Consider the following 15606-nt stretch of genomic DNA (forward strand, 5'->3'; position numbering starts at 1 on the left):
GGCGGAACCCTCCGGTCAGCGGGGAGCCTCCGCTCAGAGCTGCCCGACGAGGTGCGCCTGCCGGCCGTCGCGCGCGAAGACCGGGATGACGGCCAGCGGCGCGTCGGCGACGATCCACTGCCCGCCCTCGTGCTCGGCGCCCGTCGAGAGCTCCGTCCAGCGCGCCCCGGCGGGCAGGTAGACCCGTCGGGAGACGGCTCCGGCGTGCGTGACCGGAGCCACCAGCAGGTCCGAGCCGAAGAGGTACTGGTCGGCCAGATCCCAGGCCTCCGGGTCCCCCGGGAACTCGTGGAACACCGCGCGCAGCACGGGCTGGCCCAGCTCGTGCGCCTCCCGCATCGCCTCGCGCGTGTAGGGGCGCAGGGTCTCGCGCAGATGCAGCAGGCGGGTGAGGATCGGCGTGGCCTCCTCGCCGAAGCTCCACACCTCGTTCGCGGCTCCGGTCGCGGCGCGGCGGCTCCCGTCGGCGGCCGTGACCGGGGCCGACGGCGCGCGGTCGCCGTGCAAGCGCATCACGGGGCTGAACGCGCCGAACTGGAACCAGCGCACGAGGAGCTCACGGAACTCCGGATCCGACGGGTCTCCCCCGGCGAATCCTCCGATGTCGGTCGTGAACCACGGGATCCCCGCGACGCCCATGTGGATGCCGGCCGTGATCTGGTGGCGCAGGTCCGCGAAGGTCGAGTGGATGTCGCCCGACCACACGAGCGCGCCGTAGCGCTGACTGCCCGCCCACGCGGTGCGGACGAGGTTGACGATCGCGGTCTCCCCGCCCTCGCTCTGCCCCTCGAAGAAGCCGCGGGAGAACGCCTGCGGGTAGAGGTTGCCGACCTGGACGGCGGGGCCGGCGGCGTAGCGGTAGTTGTCGAAGTCGTAGACGCCGTACTCGGGCTCGGCCTCGTCGAGCCAGAAGAGCCGGATCCCGTGCTCGCCGTAGTTGCGCCGGCACGCCTCCCAGACGAACCTCCGGGCGGCGGGGCTCGTCGCGTCGTAGAACGCGCTCGGACCCTCGAACTGCATGTGCAGGTCCAGGCCCCGCTCGGCCTTGACGAGGAGGTTCCCCTTCTTCATCGCGATGTAGTTCTCGGACTCGACCGACACCTGCGGCCAGACCGAGACCATCAGCTCGATCCCGAGCTCGCGCAGCTCGGCGACCATGGCGGACGGATCCGGCCAGAACTCCTCCTCGAAGCGGAAGTCGCCCATGTGCGGCCAGTGGAAGAAGTCGGCCACGATCACGTCCATCGGCAGGCCGCGGCGCCGGTGCTCGCGGGCGACCTCGAGCAGCTGCTCCTGGTTCCAGTAGCGCAGCTTGCACTGCCAGAAGCCGAGGCCGTGCTCGGGCATCATCGGGACGTGCCCGGTCGCGTCGGCGTAGGCCCGGGTGATGTCGGCCGGGGTCTCCCCCGCGGTCACCCAGTAGTCGAGCTGCTGGGAGGACTCGGCGGACCACTCCGTGCGGTTGGCTGCGAAAGTCGCGCGGCCGATCGCGGGGTTGTGCCAGAGGAACCCGTAGCCGCGGCTCGACAGCACGAACGGGACGCTCGACTGGGAGTTGCGGTGCGCGAGCTCGAGCGTGCAGCCCTTCAGATCGAGGATGTCCTGCTGGTACTGCCCCATCCCGTACAGCTTCTCGTCGGGGGACGTCTCGAACAGCGCGGTCAGCCGGAAGTCGCCGCCCAGGTGCGGACGCTGCTCGCGGGCGCGCAGCTTGAGCGCTCCCCCGCTCCCGAGCTCTCGGAAGAGCAGCTCCCCCCGGCGGTCGTAGAAGGAGAGGGAGCAGGAGAGCTCGTGGTAGCCGGTCTGGTACCCGTAGCCCTCCTGCTGCTCGAGGACGACGGTGATGCCGCCGGCGCGCAGCGTCGCCCGCAGTCCCTCGATCGAGACCTCCGGCGCGTGGCGCTCGGGGGCGATCAGCGCCCAGTCGGTGTCGAGGACCTCCCCGGACCGGCGGGCGCGGACCCGGACGCTGTCCCTCCCCCACGGCTCGACGACGACGGTCTCGCCGTCGCCGCGCCAGACGAGGCGGTCCCCCTCGAGCGCGAACGCGTCGGTGTCCATGTGCTCCTGCTTCCTCGAGTCGGGCACGGCGCTCAGTCCTTGACCGCGCCGGCGGTGACCCCGGCGGCGACGTAGCGCTGGGCCACGATCAGCAGCACGGCGGCCGGGATGGAGGCGATCACGGCGGTCGCCATGATCCCGTTCCAGTTGGTGGTGGTCGATCCGATGTAGCGGTAGAGGCCGAGGGTGAACGGCACGATGCTGTTGCCCGAGGTGAGCGAGTTCGCGTTGAGGAAGTCGGCCCAGGCGAACAGGAACGAGAACAGGCCCGCGGTCACGATCGAGTTCCGGCTCAGCGGGATGACGATCGAGACGAAGGAGCGCCAGTTGCTCGCACCGTCGATCCGCGCGGCCTCGATCAGCTCGTCGGGGATGCCGAGCATGAAGGCCCGGAGGATGATCACCGCGAACGGCACGGAGGCGGTCGCGTCGGCGAGGATCAGGCCCGGATAGGTGTTGAGCAGCCCCAGCGCGTTGTAGATCGCGAACAGCGCGGTGACCAGGACGATCCCGGGGATCATCTGGGCGAGGAGGAACACGAACATCACGACGCCGGTCCCCCGCACCCGGAACTTCGCCATCGCGAAAGCGGCGGGCAGGGCGATCGCCAGCGTCAGGATCACGCAGCCGATCGAGATCACGAGGCTCGTGATGAGGTTCGGCAGCTGCGTCGAGAACGCCTGCACGTACCCGTCGAGGGTCGGGTCGCCGGGGAACAGGCTCGGCGGGGTCTGGATCAGGTTCTGCGGCTTGGTCAGCGAGACGTTGACCATCCAGTAGAGCGGGAAGAGGAGGAAGCCGCAGAGCACGATCGCGATGACCACGTCGATCCCGCGGCGCAGCCCTGTGGTGTGCCGGTTCATCCGAGGTCCTCCTTGCGCTGGGCGCGGATGTAGATCACGCCGAAGACGAGGGCGACGATCACGAGGATCTGGCCGGCCGCCGCACCGACTCCGAACTGCAGGTCGGTGAAGGACTGCTCGTAGGCCCAGGTCGCGAGGGTGTGCGAGCTGTTGGCCGGGCCTCCCTTGGTGAGGATCCAGATGACGTCGAACACCTTGATCGTGTAGACGAGGCCGAGGAGGAGCGTGACGGAGGTCACCGGTCGCAGCAGCGGCCAGGTGATGCTCCAGAAGGACCGCCAGCGCGAGGCGCCGTCCAGTGCCGCGGCCTCGTAGAGGCTCTCGGGGATGCCCTGCAGGCCTCCGTGCAGCAGCACCATGTTGAACGGGATGCCCAGCCAGATGTTGGCGATGATGACCGCCCACAGCGAGACGGACGGATCGGTCAGCCAGCCGACCGGCGTGCCGATCGCGGCGTTCAGGATGCCGAACTGCTGGTCGAAGATCCAGCGCCAGGCCGTCGCCGAGACGATCAGCGGCAGGAGCCACGGCAGCAGGATGAGGGAGCGGAACGTCGCCGAGAGCGGGAACCGGCGGCTGAAGAACAGCGCCAGGGCCATGCCGATCGTGAACTGGCCCACCAGCGAGACCACGGTGAAGACCACGGTGTGCCAGGCGATGCTCGCGAAGATCGGATCGGTGACGACCGTGACGTAGTTGTCGAAGCCGACGAAGGGGGCGATCCCGGTCACGAAGGACGACGGTCCGAAGTCCTGGAGGCTGAGGACGACGCCGCGGATGATCGGGTAGACGAAGAAGACGGCGAGGAAGATCACCACGGGCGCCATGAAGGCGGCGGCGGCGAGGCGGAGGTGGGAGCGGGGTCGGCGGCGGGCGGGCGGCCTGGTGGCCGCCCCGCCCGCGACCGGCGCCGTGAGCACGGCGGGGTCGGTCATGCGGCCGCTACTTCAGGCTCGCCGCGGCGTCCTCGAGGGCCGCCTGCGGCGTCTTCGAGCCGGTCAGCGACTCCTGGATCGCGGTCCAGAGCGCCTTCGAGGTGTCCGGGTAGGCGACGCCGAGGTCGCTGGTGCGTCCCTGCGCGACCGAGATGGCCTCGACCCACGGCTGGAGCGCGGGGTCCTCGGTCGCCTGCTCGGCGGCCGCGTCGGCGTACGGCATGATGTACGACTGGCCGGCCGCCCAGGCCTTCAGGCTGTCGGGCTGGATGACGCACTGCGCGAACTCCGTGGCGAGCGTCTGCTTCGCGGCGTCGGAGGCGACCACCTCGACGAACTCGCCGCCGAGCGGGCTCGGTGCCGCTCCCCCGTCCTTCGCCGGGATCGGCACGACGCCGTAGTCGATGCCCGCCTCGTCGAGGGCGGAGAGCTGCCAGGTGCCGTTGACCATCATCCCGAGCTTGCCCGCGAGGAACTGGTCGCGGACGTCCTGCTGGTTGGCGTTGACGTTCGCCTGCGAGGCCGAGCCGCTCTTCACCAGGTCGGTCCAGAGCGCGAGCGCCGAGACGGCGTCGTCGGAGGAGATGTCCTCGAGGGTCGCACCGGAGCCCCAGAAGAAGGGCAGGAACTGGAAGGTGCCCTCCTCGGTGCCGATCGCGGAGAAGCCGAGCCCGGTGACGTCGCCCGCGGTGAGGGCCTTCGCGGCGGTGGTCAGCTCGTCCCAGGTCGTCGGCGGAGTGACGCCGGCTGCCTCGAAGAGCGCCTTGTTGTAGAAGAGCGCGAGGGTGTTCGAGCCGATCGACGAGCCGTAGGTCTTCCCGTCCAGCTGGCCGGCGGCGAGCACGTTCGGGAGGACGTCGCTGGTGTCGAGCCCGGAGGCGGCGTTGTCGACGAGCAGGCCGGTGTCGGCGAACTTCGCGACGTTGGGGTTGTCGAGGACGACCAGGTTCGGCGTGGTCTTCGACGCGGCCGACTGCAGGAGCTTGGTGGTGAGGTCGGGGTCGGAGGTGCGCTCGAGGGTGATCCCGGTCGAGGCCTCGCAGCCGGCCAGAAGCTGGCCGTAGGGGGAGGACGCGTCGTACTGGGTGAAGCTGTCCCAGAGGGTGAGCGACTTCGACGAGTCGTCGCCCGCTCCCTGTGCGCTGCACGCGCTGAGGGCGACTCCGGCGATGAGGACGAGGGAGGCGGCGCCTGCGGCCCGTCGGATGCTGTTCTTCACGGTATTCCTCTCTGAATACGGTCGGGACGAGCGGAGCGCTCGCGCCGGGAAGACCCTCCGGGGGCGCCCGCTGAGGCGGTCCGTCCGGTAGTCGTGGCGAGCCTAACCGAGTCGGAGAACCGGTTCAATAGATTTCGGAGAACCGGTTCACCGATCGCCCGGGGAACGCCCCCGGCGACCCGGTCGACGTCAGCCGCGCGCCCGCCGCCACGAGGGGACGACGCCCCGGCTGGTGCCCGGCGAGAAGGGCGCGGTGGTGCCGAGGTCCACGACCACCGCGGGCAGCAGCTCCGTCACTCCCGGAGTCGCGGTGCCGGCGAGCTCGTCGAGCACCAGGTCGACCGCCCGCGAGACCATCTCGTCGCCGGGCAGGTCCACCACGGTGACCGGCTGGTCGGCGTGCCGCATCACCGCCTCCGGGGCGATGGTCATGATCGAGCAGTCCTCCGGGACGCGCAGGCCCAGGCCACTGAGGCGCTGCAGGAACGGCTCGAGCACGCCCGGCCCGTGAGTGACCACGGCGCTCAGGCCGGGGAGCTGCTCCTGCGCCTGCTCGAACCAGTCGTCGACGTCGTCGGTGCTGGGGATGACGGCGCCCCGCACGCCGCGCAGGCGGCACTGGTCGAGGAAGCCCTCGCGGAACCGCAGGGCGAAGGCGTAGCCGCTCTCGTAGGCGTCGGGGCCCATCCCGAGGACCGCGATCTCGACGTGCCCGAGGTCGGCGAGGTGGTCGACGGCGACCCGCGCCGCGCCGTCGAAGTCGAGGTCGATCGCGCTGAACGGGCTGCCCTCGCCCGGGTAGCCGACCAGCGCGGTCGGCAGGCCGATGCTCGCGAGGACCGGCAGCCGGGGGTCGTCCCGGCGGATGTCCATCACGACGAGCGCATCGGCGAGGACGTCGCGCGCGAGCTCCCCCTCGCCCGTGCCCATCATCAGCAGGTCGAAGCCGCGGGCGCGGGCCGCGTACATCGCCGCCCGCACGAAGCGCATGAAGACGTCGACATCGGTCTGCCGCGACTCCGGATCGACGGAGGCGAAGAAGCCGAGGATGTTCGTGCGCCGCAGCGCCAGGGCCCGCGCCATCGGGTCGGGCCGGTAGCCGAGCCGCTCCACGCTCGCGAGCACGCGCAGGCGGGTCGCCTCCGGGAGCTTCTTGTTGCCGGAGAGCACGTAGGACACCGTGCTGCGGGCCACCCCCGCATCGGCCGCGACGTCGCGAATGGTCACCATGGGCTCAGCGTAGTGAGGGCGCGGCGACGGGAGGGCCCGCCGGCGACCCCCTCGACCGGTGGGCAGCAGCGTGCATACCAGGGCGGTCCGGCCGTCCCGCCGTGGGTGGAGAGCCGTCCGCCGCGAGCCGCGCGACGGCGCCGACGGACGCAGGCCGCGGACGAGCAGTCGGTCACGGTTGCGCGCGGGTCCGACGGGCACGTACGGTCGACCCGTACCTCGTCGCGAGCCGCGACGTCGGTGCGGCCGCCACACCGGCCGATCCAGCGGCTCGCGGTCACGGGGGCTCCCCGCACGGAAGACGGACTCTTGCGCTCCAGCACCGGTACTGCGTCCACGACGCAGCAGCTGCTCTCGCACTGACGTCCCCCGTGCCCGCCCCTCAGGGGCGAGCCGTTGCTCCCTCGGAGTCCGGTGGTCGTCGTGCGCCGACACCGACCCCTGGAGCACCGTGCCCTCCACTTCCCGCACCACCCCGCCCGCCGTCGTCCTCCACGACTGCACGTTCGCCTGGCCCGACGGCTCCGTCGTCCTCGACCGCGTCACCGCTGCGTTCGGACGCGGGCGCACCGGTCTCGTCGGCGCGAACGGCGCCGGCAAGTCGACCCTCGTCCGCCTCGTCACCGGCGGCCTCTCCCCCACCGCCGGGAGCGTCTCGACGACGGGACCCGTCGACCTGCTGCCCCAGCGCCTCCGGCGAGGGCCCGACGACACCGTCGCCGATCTCCTCGGGATCCGGCATCGCCTGGACGCTCTGCACGCGATCCTCCGCGGCGACGCGGATCCGCGGCACTTCGAGATGCTCGCGGACGACTGGGATCTCGAGGCCCGAGCGCTCGCCGCACTCGGCGACGCCGGTCTCGATCTGGAGGAGGCGGACCTGCTGCGGCCGGTCGCGACCCTCTCCGGAGGGCAGGCCGTCCTCACGGCCGTAACCGGCGTCCGGCTGCGCGGCCGGCCGATCGCCGTGCTCGACGAGCCGACGAACGACCTCGACCGGCGCTCCCGAGGGCTTCTGCTCGACCTGGTCGACCGGTGGCGCGGGACGCTCGTGCTCGTCAGCCACGACCGGGAGCTGCTCGAGCACGTCGACGAGATCGCGGAGCTGCGCGACGGGGCGGTCCGCACCTCGGGCGGGACGTTCTCGGCGTTCGAGGAGCGGCTCGCCCTCGAGCAGGCGGCCGCGGAGCGCGATCTGCGCGACGCCGACCGGCTTCTCCGCGCCGAGCGGCGGCAGCGCATCGAGGCCGAGACGACCATCGCCCGCCGGGCGCGGGCGGGGGCGCGGTCGGCGGAGTCGATGCCCGCGATCCTCGCGAACGCGCGGAGAGGACGAGCCGAGGCGACCGCGGGACGGCTGCGCTCCGGGCACGGGGCCGCGGAGGCGCGGGCGCGCGAGCAGGTCGACGCAGCGTCGCGAGCAGTCCGGGACGACGACCGGGTCCGCCTCGACCTGCCGGACCCCGGGGTCGCGGCCGGGCGCCGGCTGGCGGAGGTGACGGTGCGCGGCCGGACGACGGTGCTCCAGGGGCCGGAGCGGATCGCCGTGGTCGGCGCGAACGGGACGGGGAAGACGACCCTGCTCGAGCACCTCGTCGGGGCGCCGGGTGCGCGGGAGCATCCGCTCGCCGGCACCACGGCCCGAGCGCTGACGGAGCGGGTCGGCTGGCTCCCCCAGCGCCGCGAGGGACTCCTCGACGAGGAGGCCACCGTGCGGGAGCACGTCTCCCGGGCCGCGCCGGATCGTCCTGCGGTCGAGCTGCGGAACGCCCTCGCGCGGCTCCTGGTGCGCGGCGACGTGGTCGATCGGAGGATCGCGTCGCTCTCGGGCGGCGAGCGGTTCCGCGTCGCGCTCGCCGGGCTCGTGCTGGCGCAGCCGGCTCCGCAGCTGCTCGTGCTCGACGAGCCGACGAACGACCTCGATCTCGCCACGACCGACCACCTCGTCGACGTTCTCGCCGCCTGGCGGGGCGGCCTGGTCGTCGTCAGCCACGACGAGGCGTTCCTCGACCGGCTCGGACTCCACTCCCGAGTGGTGCTCGACGCGGAGTGACGGCTGGTCCCCCGGCCCCCGGCGGTTCTGGCCTCGACCGGGCCCCTGCCGCCGGGGAGACTGGCCGGGCCCCTCCCGCCCCCAGCGAACGGACCGACGTGCTCACCGGACTCAGCGCCTTCCCCCTCACTCCGCTCCGCGACGACAGCATCGACGAGCGGTCGTTCGCCGCTCTCGTCGAGCGGCTCGCGCGGGCGGGAGTCGACTCGATCGGCGCCCTGGGCTCGACCGGCTCGGCTCCGTACCTGGACCGCGGCGAGCGCCGGCGCGCCGCCGAGATCGCCGTCCGCAGCGCCGGCCCGGTGCCGGTCGTGGTCGAAATCGGGGCGCTGCGCACCTCGCAGGTGCTGGCGCTCGCCGAGGACGCGCAGAGCGCCGGAGCGAGCGCGGTGCTCCTGGCGCCGCTCGGCTACCAGCCGCTGACGGACGAGGACGTGCTGGGGCTCTACGAAGACGTGACGGCTCAGCTCTCGGTGCCGCTCGTCGTGTACGACAACCCCGGGACGACGCGCTTCTCCTTCTCCGACGACCTCTACGGGGCCGTCGCCCGGCTGCCGCAGGTCGCCTCCCTCAAGATCCCCGGCGTGCCCGACTGACCGGGCGCCGCGGCGGCGCGCGTCAGCGAGATCCGGGCGCGGGTGCCGGAGGGGGTCACCGTCGGGGTCTCGGGGACGCCGCGGGTGCGCGCGGGCTGCTCGGCGGCTGCGACGCCTGGTACTCGGTGATCGGCGGCATCTTCCCGCGGACGGCGCTGTCGATCGCCCGGGCGGCGCAGTCGGGCGATGAGGCGGCCGCGATCGCGGGATCGGCACGCCTGCAGCCCCTCTGGGACCTCTTCGCGGAGCACGGCGGCAGCTACCGCGTGGTCGCAGCGATGGCGGAGCAGCTCGGTCTCGCCGAGGCACGCTGCCTCCCGCGTCCGGTCCGCGGGCTCGGTGCACGGGCGCGGGCCCGGGTCGCGGAGGTCCTGGCGGAGCTGGGGCCTGTGCTGGAGTGATGCTCGGGCGGGTCGACGGGAGGACGGCTCGGACGGCGTGGTCGTTCCGGACAGCCGGAGGGGCGGGCCGGGGATGTCCCCGACCCGCCCCTCCGGCGGAGCACGCGACCTCAGCAGGCCTTGGACGCGCGGTAGGTGTTGCGTCCCGCCGCCACGAACAGCGCGTCGAGGACTCGGGCCTTGCCCGGCGCCACGGAGTAGCAGCTGCCGTCGAAGTCGGCGATGATGTCGGCCTTGCGCTCGACCGTGCTCGACCCGCAGTTGCGGAAGACGAGAGCGCGCTGGCGCAGGACGCCCTCGGGTCCGAGGGTGGCGCCGGTGGCCACCTCCTGGGCTCCGCACGCGTAGTTCCCGGCGCTCACGTACTGTCCGTTCGCGACCTCGGCCGCGGAGGCGGGCGTCGCGACAGCGACGACGCCGACGGAGGCGATGGCGCCCGTGAGGGCGAGGGTGGCAAGAGTTCGTCGAAGAGTCATGGTCGTTTCTCCTTCTGCTTCTCGGTCCCTTCACGCTGGCACCGGTCCGCCGACGAGCGCGAGGAACCTGGGAGCCTTCACACCGGGGGGCCAGACCGATGCGGGGAAGTGCTCCCGAACGGGGCGAAAGGGTCGGAACCGGCGGGGCGGACGATCAGGAACGGGCCTCTCCTTCGCCTCCTGAGCGCCTCGATCCGCCGCCGATGCGGTCGCCGAGCCGCCGACCGTTCCGTCCGTGCGGCGTCGTCCCTCCGCCGTCCCGCGACTGGCGCGCATCGACGGGTCGTCCGGCCGGTCCTCCGGCTAGCGTTGCAGGCACACCCCCCGCCGACCCGGACCGCTCCGCCGACCTCGTCGGTTCGCGGTCCCTGCACGAGGAGCCCCCGTGTCCCCCGACGATTCAGCAGTACCCCCCTCTCGAACTCCCGGCCTCCGGCGGCGCACCGTCATCGGCGGCGCCCTCACGGGTGCTCTCGCTCTGGGCGCGGCGATGCTCCCGGCCGCCTCCGCCTCCGCCTCCCCCGTGCCCAGCCTGCCCGGGGAGAGGACCCGCACGATCAACGTGAGGACGAAGAACCGCGGCGTGCTCTACGACGTCCTCACGGTCTCGATCGCGGGCGACCTCGCGCGGATCTTCGTGCCGCAGACGGTGAAGCCGCGGCAGGCCGCGGCGGTACCGGTGATCTGGTTCATCCACTCCGCGCAGGCCGACCACACCTCGCTGTCCAGCGTCTTCGCGTACCCGGCCGAGCTCGCCGTCGAGCGGGGCGCCATCGCGATCTGCCAGACGCTCGGCGGAACGATCTGGACCAACGACACCGCGCAGAAGCACCAGCGGAACGGCTACGCCTACCTCTCCGGCCAGTTCCCGATCGCCGCCAGCTACCTCTGGGCGATGTCGGCCGGCGGCGCGCTCGCCTGCGAGGACTACGGCGCGCGGGTCTTCCCCGGCATCAACGGCGTCTACCTGGTCAATGGCGTCTACGACCTCCGCGACACCCACGACCGCACGACGCGGGGCCGCTTCTCGATCGGCGGTGCCTTCGGCGGCAGCACCGCTCAGATCGACTCCCACAACCCGAAGCGGCTGCCCGCCTCCGCCTGGGCTGGCGCAAACATCCGCGCGGTGGTGTCCGACACGGCCCACCCGGACCCGAGCGTGCCGCCGGCACTGCACGGGCTCGCCCTCGTGAAGAAGGCGACGGCCACGGCCAGGGAGGCGACCGTCCGGACGCACGCGCTCGGCCACAACGCACCGTCGTGGGTGAACCAGGACGGCATCGACGCGATCTTCCGCTGGCACGCCGGGCTGGCCGCCGCGCCGGCGCCGTCGGCGACGCCGACCCCGACGAAGACCCCCGTCGTCCGCCCGTCCACCGCGGGCCGCTGGGACTTCGACCAGGCGGACGCCCCGTACGCGGGAGAGCCGGGGTCCCCGTTCCGACCCCGCTGAGCGGTCCGGACGCGACGGCGTCCCTCGGGATGCGCTGACCGTCACGGGCCCGCGGCGGGAGCGCTCGGCCGCAGTGAGACCGGGCCTACGTCCCCTCCGCGGAGCTCCGCGGCGCCCTCTTCCGGACAGGGCCGCTAGAGGACATTGTCAGCGGCGGGACGGCCGTGCCACGGTTCGAGGACGGCCGATGAGGGCCGTCCCGATCGAAGGCAGCACATGCGCTCCAGCACCGTCCCTCGTCCGCCCGCCGTCCAGGACGGCACGTCGCAGCCGCGGGATCCAGGAGCGGCGCGGCGGCTCCGGCGGGGTCTGCTCGGGTTGACCGCGGCCGTCGCGCTCCTCGTCGGCACCGCCGTTCCTCTCGCGGCGGTCGCCGCTCCGTCCGCCCCTGTCCTCGGGGTGGCGGCCTGGGGAAGCGGCACCGACGGGAAGACCACGGTCCCGGCCGGGGTCGAGGGCGTCCTCTCCGTCGCCGCGGGCCGGACCCACAGCCTCGCCGCGAAAGGCGACGGCGGGGTCGTCGCCTGGGGCCGCGGGTCGTACGGGCAGACCAGCGTCCCCGACGGTCTCACGGGGGTCGTCGCGGTCTCCGCCGGCGACTACAGCAGCCATGCGCTGAAGAGCGACGGGACCGTCGTCTCCTGGGGCTACGACGGCGACGGGCAGGTGTCGAGGAGTGCCGCGCTGACCGGGATCGTCGCGATCTCGTCCTCCCGCGACAACAGCCTCGCGCTCGGCAACGACGGCACCGTCACGTCGTGGGGCAGCAACGGGCTGGGCGAGGGCCTGGTCCCGGCCGGCCTCGGAGGCGTCACGGCCATCGCCGCGGGCCGGCGCCACAGCCTCGCCGTGTCCGGCGGGAGGGTGGTCGCCTGGGGCTGGGACCTCTACGGGCAGACCGACGTCCCCGCGGGGCTCGAGGGCGTGGTGGCCGTCGCGGCGGGAGAGACCCACAGCCTCGCGCTGAAGGAGGACGGCACCGTCGTCGCCTGGGGCGCGAGCTCCGACTCGGTCGTCGTCGACTACGGCCAGACCACGGTGCCGGAAGGCCTGTCCGGGGTCGTGGCGATCGCCGCCGCGTCCGACTACAGCCTCGCGCTGAAGGGCGACGGCACGATCGTCGGCTGGGGCCGGAGCTCGGCCGGGCAGCTGCAGTCACCCGCCGGCCTCGCCGGCACGACGGCTCTCGCAGCCGGACCCGATCACGTGCTCGCCCGGGGCCCGCGTCCGGTCCTGACGGCGGATGCTCCTCCCGCGTCCGGGCCGCTCGGAGCGGCCGCCTCGTACACCTTCGCGGCCGACCGCCCCGCCTCGTTCGCGATCGCCTCCGGCTCACTCCCCGACGGCCTGACCCTCAGCGCGTCCGGGCTCCTCTCCGGCACGCCGACGACCGCGGGCACGTCCACCTTCGCCGTCTCCGCGCGGAACCCCTTCGGCGCTACCGTCGGGGCCCCGCACACGTTCGCCGTGGCGGAGACGACGGTCGCGCCGACCCTGGCCGGCGACCCGCCCGCCGCGACGGTGGGCACCCCGTACGACTTCGACTACAGCGTGACGGGCACACCGGCGCCGACGGTCTCGCTCGTCTCCGGAACGCTCCCCGCCGGCCTGAGCCTCGATGATCGTGGCGGCCTGACCGGGACGCCGACCGCCGACGGACGCTCCACCTTCACCCTGCGGGCCTCGAACGCTGCGGGGAGCGCGGAGACCACCAGCACCGTCGTCGTCTCCCTCGCCGCCGCTGCACCGGCGATCTCCGGCACCCCCGGGCCGGGCGTCGTCGGCACCCCCTACGACTTCGGCTACACCGTCTCCGGCTTCCCCGCGCCGTCGGTGGCCGTCTCCTCCGGTGCGCTCCCGTCCGGCCTCACCCTGACTCCGGCCGGGCGCCTGACCGGGACTCCGTCCGCGCCGGGCACCTTCACGTTCACGCTGGCGGCCCGCGCCGGCACCGCCTCCGCGGAGACCACCAGCACCGTCACCGTCTCGTCGCCGACGGTCGCGCCGACCCTCTCCGGGACGGTCGCGGCCGGCGTCGTCGGCTCGGCCTACGACTTCCGCTACGCGGTGAGCGGCACGCCCGCTCCGTCGGTCTCCCTGGTCTCCGGCGCACTGCCCGCCGGACTCACCCTCGACGCGACCGGGCGCCTCTCCGGGACGCCGACCACGGCCGGGACCACCACCTTCAGCATCCAGGCCGCGAACTCGGCGGGCACGGCTCGGGCGACGAGCACGCTGACGGTCTCGCCGAAGCAGGTCGCGACGAAGGCCGATCTGCGCGTCGACCTCTCCGGGCCGGCCTCGGCGGTGAAGGGGAGGACGCTCACCTACACCCTCATCACGACGAACGCCGGTCCGGCCGCCTCGGCGTCGGTCTTCTCGCAGGTCGTCCTGCCCGCGGGTGTGCAGTTCGTCTCGGCGACCGGCTCGTACACCAGGGTCGGGAACGTCGTGGTGTTCCAGCGGGCCGGCCTGGCGGACGGGCGGACCGTGTCGGAGAAGATCACGGTGAGGGCGGCCGTCTCGGGCACGGCGACCGCGCTGGCGGCGGCGTTCTCGACGAAGACGCCCGACCCGTCCATCCGCAGCAACGCGGACACGGCGAGCACGACGATCCGCTGACCGCGGGAGCGTGACGGCGGGCGGTCCCTCGAGGGCCGCCCGCCGTTCTCGGTGCGGGAGCGTCGAGGTCCGCCGCGTCCGCGCCTCGTCTTCGACCGCTAGCCGGCCCGAGGACGGTAGAAGCGCACGACCGGGAGGGCAGCCGTCGGCGCCTCGCGCACGACGATCTCGAGGCGCTGGATCAGGGCCGGGACGGTCGGCGTGGTCTCGAGCCGGCACTCGAGCTCTCCGTCGCGGCCCGGCAGGAGGAAGGCCGCCTGCGCCGCGGAGGCGCTCCAGAGCAGCCGCTCCACCAGCGGCCTCGCGGTCGGGTCCTCGGCGAGCCCGCCGATCTCCGCGATCGCCGTGGCGAGGCGGCGGGCGCGCACGTCGGCCGGCACATCGCTCAGCAGGTTGGGGCTGAACAGGGCGCCGCTGCCCGGCTCCACCGCCCGGGTGAGGTCTCCCGCGACGATCGCGGCCTCGACGGCGGCGGCCGCGGCGAGCGTCGACGGGAGGAGGGTGATGGTCCGCGCCGGAGGAGCGGTGTCCTCGAGGGCGGCGCGGAGCAGTCCCGTCGCGGCGGCGGCGAGCTTCGCCCCGTTCGCGGTCGCGAAGACCACGGCCCCCAGTCCCGACTCCAGATGCCACCGCATGTTCGACGACCAGCCCGGCAGGCCGCCGGAGTGGTGGGCGATCCCGCCGAAGCGGACGTCGTGCTCGACGACGAGGCCGAACCCGTACGCGGAGCCGTCGAGCGTGCTCTCGACGGCGCGAGGGCTCAGCGCGGGGACCGGCGTCCAGCCGCGCTGCATCTCGCGGCGGGAGGCACGGCTCAGCACCGGGTCGTCGTCCGCGCCGTCCTCGCCCTCGAACGCGGAGGAGAGCCAGCCGCTCCAGCGGGCGATGTCGCCGACCGTGCTGAACATGCTCGCGGCGCAGGCGCCCGCTCCGGTGCCGGTCACGGGGCGGGGCACCCAGGTCCCTCCGTCGTCGAAGGTGCTGAAGCCGGCCGCCAGGTCGGTGCCGTCGGGGTAGTCGCCGCTGTCGTAGCGGGTGTCGTGGAGGCCGAGCGGCTCGAGGATCGTCCGCGTCGCGAAGGTCGGGAAGTCCTCCCCGGTCACGTTCTCGACGAGCACGCCGAGCAGCCAGAAGCCGATGTTGGAGTACTGGTAGACCTCACCCGGCCGCTCCGTGAAGGTCAGCCCGCGGCCGACGACCTCGAGGAACTCCTCCCGCGTCAGAGCCATGACGTCATCGGCCCAGCCGTTGTCCTCCGGGAGCCCCGAGCAGTTGCTGAGGAGCATCCTGATCGTCACGGGCAGCGGCAGGCCCGCGGAGTCGAGCGGGTCGGTGAACTCCGGCACGTGGTCGGCGACGCGGTCGTCGAGGCGGAGCAGCCCGCGGTCGCGCAGGATCAGCACCGCCGCCGCCTCGAAGCTCTTCGACATGGAGGCGATGCGGTGCACGGTCCCGGGCCCGGGAGCGGCGCCGTCGAGGCGGTGCTCGCCGCGGCCGTGGTGGACGAGCAGCCCGGTGCGGTCGAACAGGGCCCAGCTCACCGAGGGGGCCGGCGGCGCCTCCCCGTCGAACCACCGGGCCAGCCGGTCCTGGAGCGGCGGGGAGAGGAGCGTCGGCGGAGGGAGCGTCATGCCCTCATCCTCCCGCACGCGGCACAGGCCGCCGCGGTCCTGCGGGTCACCGCGGGAGGACGCCGT

Annotated in this window: 10 protein-coding genes and 1 pseudogene; 4 read left to right on the forward strand and 7 right to left on the reverse strand. The window is 73.3% G+C overall.

Annotated elements, in window-relative coordinates:
- Positions 1-33 precede the first annotated feature (33 nt).
- From C5C30_RS10525 to C5C30_RS10545, 5 genes are all read right to left on the reverse strand, one after another.
- Positions 34-2061, reverse strand: a complete 2028-nt coding sequence (locus tag C5C30_RS10525) for a TIM-barrel domain-containing protein (protein WP_104333685.1) — start codon at positions 2059-2061, stop codon at positions 34-36.
- A gap of 32 nt (positions 2062-2093) precedes the next feature.
- Positions 2094-2924 carry a carbohydrate ABC transporter permease gene (locus C5C30_RS10530; RefSeq protein ID WP_104222044.1) on the reverse strand — a complete coding sequence of 277 codons (831 nt, stop codon included), beginning with the start codon at positions 2922-2924 and terminating at the stop codon, positions 2094-2096.
- Positions 2921-3859, reverse strand: coding sequence for a carbohydrate ABC transporter permease (locus C5C30_RS10535; protein WP_104225253.1), 939 nt, complete (start codon positions 3857-3859; stop codon positions 2921-2923). The genes C5C30_RS10530 and C5C30_RS10535 overlap by 4 nt, the downstream gene beginning before the upstream one ends.
- Before the next feature lie 7 nt (positions 3860-3866).
- Positions 3867-5078, reverse strand: a complete 1212-nt coding sequence (locus C5C30_RS10540) for an extracellular solute-binding protein (protein WP_104333686.1) — start codon at positions 5076-5078, stop codon at positions 3867-3869.
- 189 nt (positions 5079-5267) lie between these two features.
- On the reverse strand, positions 5268-6308 hold the full coding sequence (locus C5C30_RS10545; RefSeq protein ID WP_104222050.1) for a LacI family DNA-binding transcriptional regulator: 1041 nt from the start codon (positions 6306-6308) through the stop codon (positions 5268-5270).
- Positions 6309-6759: 451 nt separating this feature from the next.
- Between C5C30_RS10545 and C5C30_RS10550 the strand changes: the two genes are divergently transcribed.
- Both C5C30_RS10550 and C5C30_RS10555 read left to right on the forward strand, forming a co-directional pair.
- Positions 6760-8361: an ABC-F family ATP-binding cassette domain-containing protein gene (locus tag C5C30_RS10550; protein ID WP_104268661.1), complete on the forward strand. Its 1602-nt coding sequence runs from the start codon at positions 6760-6762 to the stop codon at positions 8359-8361.
- 98 nt (positions 8362-8459) lie between these two features.
- A pseudogene (locus C5C30_RS10555) lies at positions 8460-9358 on the forward strand (dihydrodipicolinate synthase family protein).
- Between the two features lie 110 nt (positions 9359-9468).
- On the opposite strand, the gene C5C30_RS10560 reads toward C5C30_RS10555, so the two are convergent.
- Complete coding sequence (locus C5C30_RS10560; protein ID WP_104222056.1) at positions 9469-9834, reverse strand: hypothetical protein; 366 nt, start codon at positions 9832-9834, stop codon at positions 9469-9471.
- A gap of 385 nt (positions 9835-10219) precedes the next feature.
- Here C5C30_RS10560 and C5C30_RS10565 point away from each other — a divergent pair, with 385 nt between their 5' ends.
- Together C5C30_RS10565 and C5C30_RS10570 are read left to right on the forward strand one after the other, a co-directional pair.
- The gene (locus tag C5C30_RS10565; protein WP_146081511.1) at positions 10220-11287 is read left to right on the forward strand and encodes a hypothetical protein; all 1068 of its coding nucleotides are present in this window, start codon (positions 10220-10222) and stop codon (positions 11285-11287) included.
- A gap of 216 nt (positions 11288-11503) precedes the next feature.
- Positions 11504-13909, forward strand: coding sequence for a putative Ig domain-containing protein (locus tag C5C30_RS10570; RefSeq protein ID WP_104333688.1), 2406 nt, complete (start codon positions 11504-11506; stop codon positions 13907-13909).
- Positions 13910-14007: 98 nt separating this feature from the next.
- On the opposite strand, the gene C5C30_RS10575 is transcribed toward C5C30_RS10570, so the two are convergent.
- Entirely contained in the window at positions 14008-15540 is a 1533-nt protein-coding gene (locus tag C5C30_RS10575) for a serine hydrolase (RefSeq protein WP_104333689.1), read from the reverse strand.
- Positions 15541-15606 lie beyond the last annotated feature (66 nt).

The organism is Rathayibacter sp. AY2B5 (assembly GCF_002931645.1).
Classification (GTDB): domain Bacteria; phylum Actinomycetota; class Actinomycetes; order Actinomycetales; family Microbacteriaceae; genus Rathayibacter.

Bases quoted from the DNA above. Each gene is read 5' to 3' on its own strand.
- C5C30_RS10525 (WP_104333685.1), bottom strand. From the start codon at position 2,061: ATGGACACCGACGCGTTCGCGCTCGAGGGGGACCGCCTCGTCTGGCGC.
- C5C30_RS10530 (WP_104222044.1), bottom strand. From the start codon at position 2,924: ATGAACCGGCACACCACAGGGCTGCGCCGCGGGATCGACGTGGTCATC.
- C5C30_RS10535 (WP_104225253.1), bottom strand. From the start codon at position 3,859: ATGACCGACCCCGCCGTGCTCACGGCGCCGGTCGCGGGCGGGGCGGCC.
- C5C30_RS10545 (WP_104222050.1), bottom strand. From the start codon at position 6,308: ATGGTGACCATTCGCGACGTCGCGGCCGATGCGGGGGTGGCCCGCAGC.
- C5C30_RS10560 (WP_104222056.1), bottom strand. From the start codon at position 9,834: ATGACTCTTCGACGAACTCTTGCCACCCTCGCCCTCACGGGCGCCATC.
- C5C30_RS10570 (WP_104333688.1), top strand. From the start codon at position 11,504: ATGCGCTCCAGCACCGTCCCTCGTCCGCCCGCCGTCCAGGACGGCACG.
- C5C30_RS10575 (WP_104333689.1), bottom strand. From the start codon at position 15,540: ATGACGCTCCCTCCGCCGACGCTCCTCTCCCCGCCGCTCCAGGACCGG.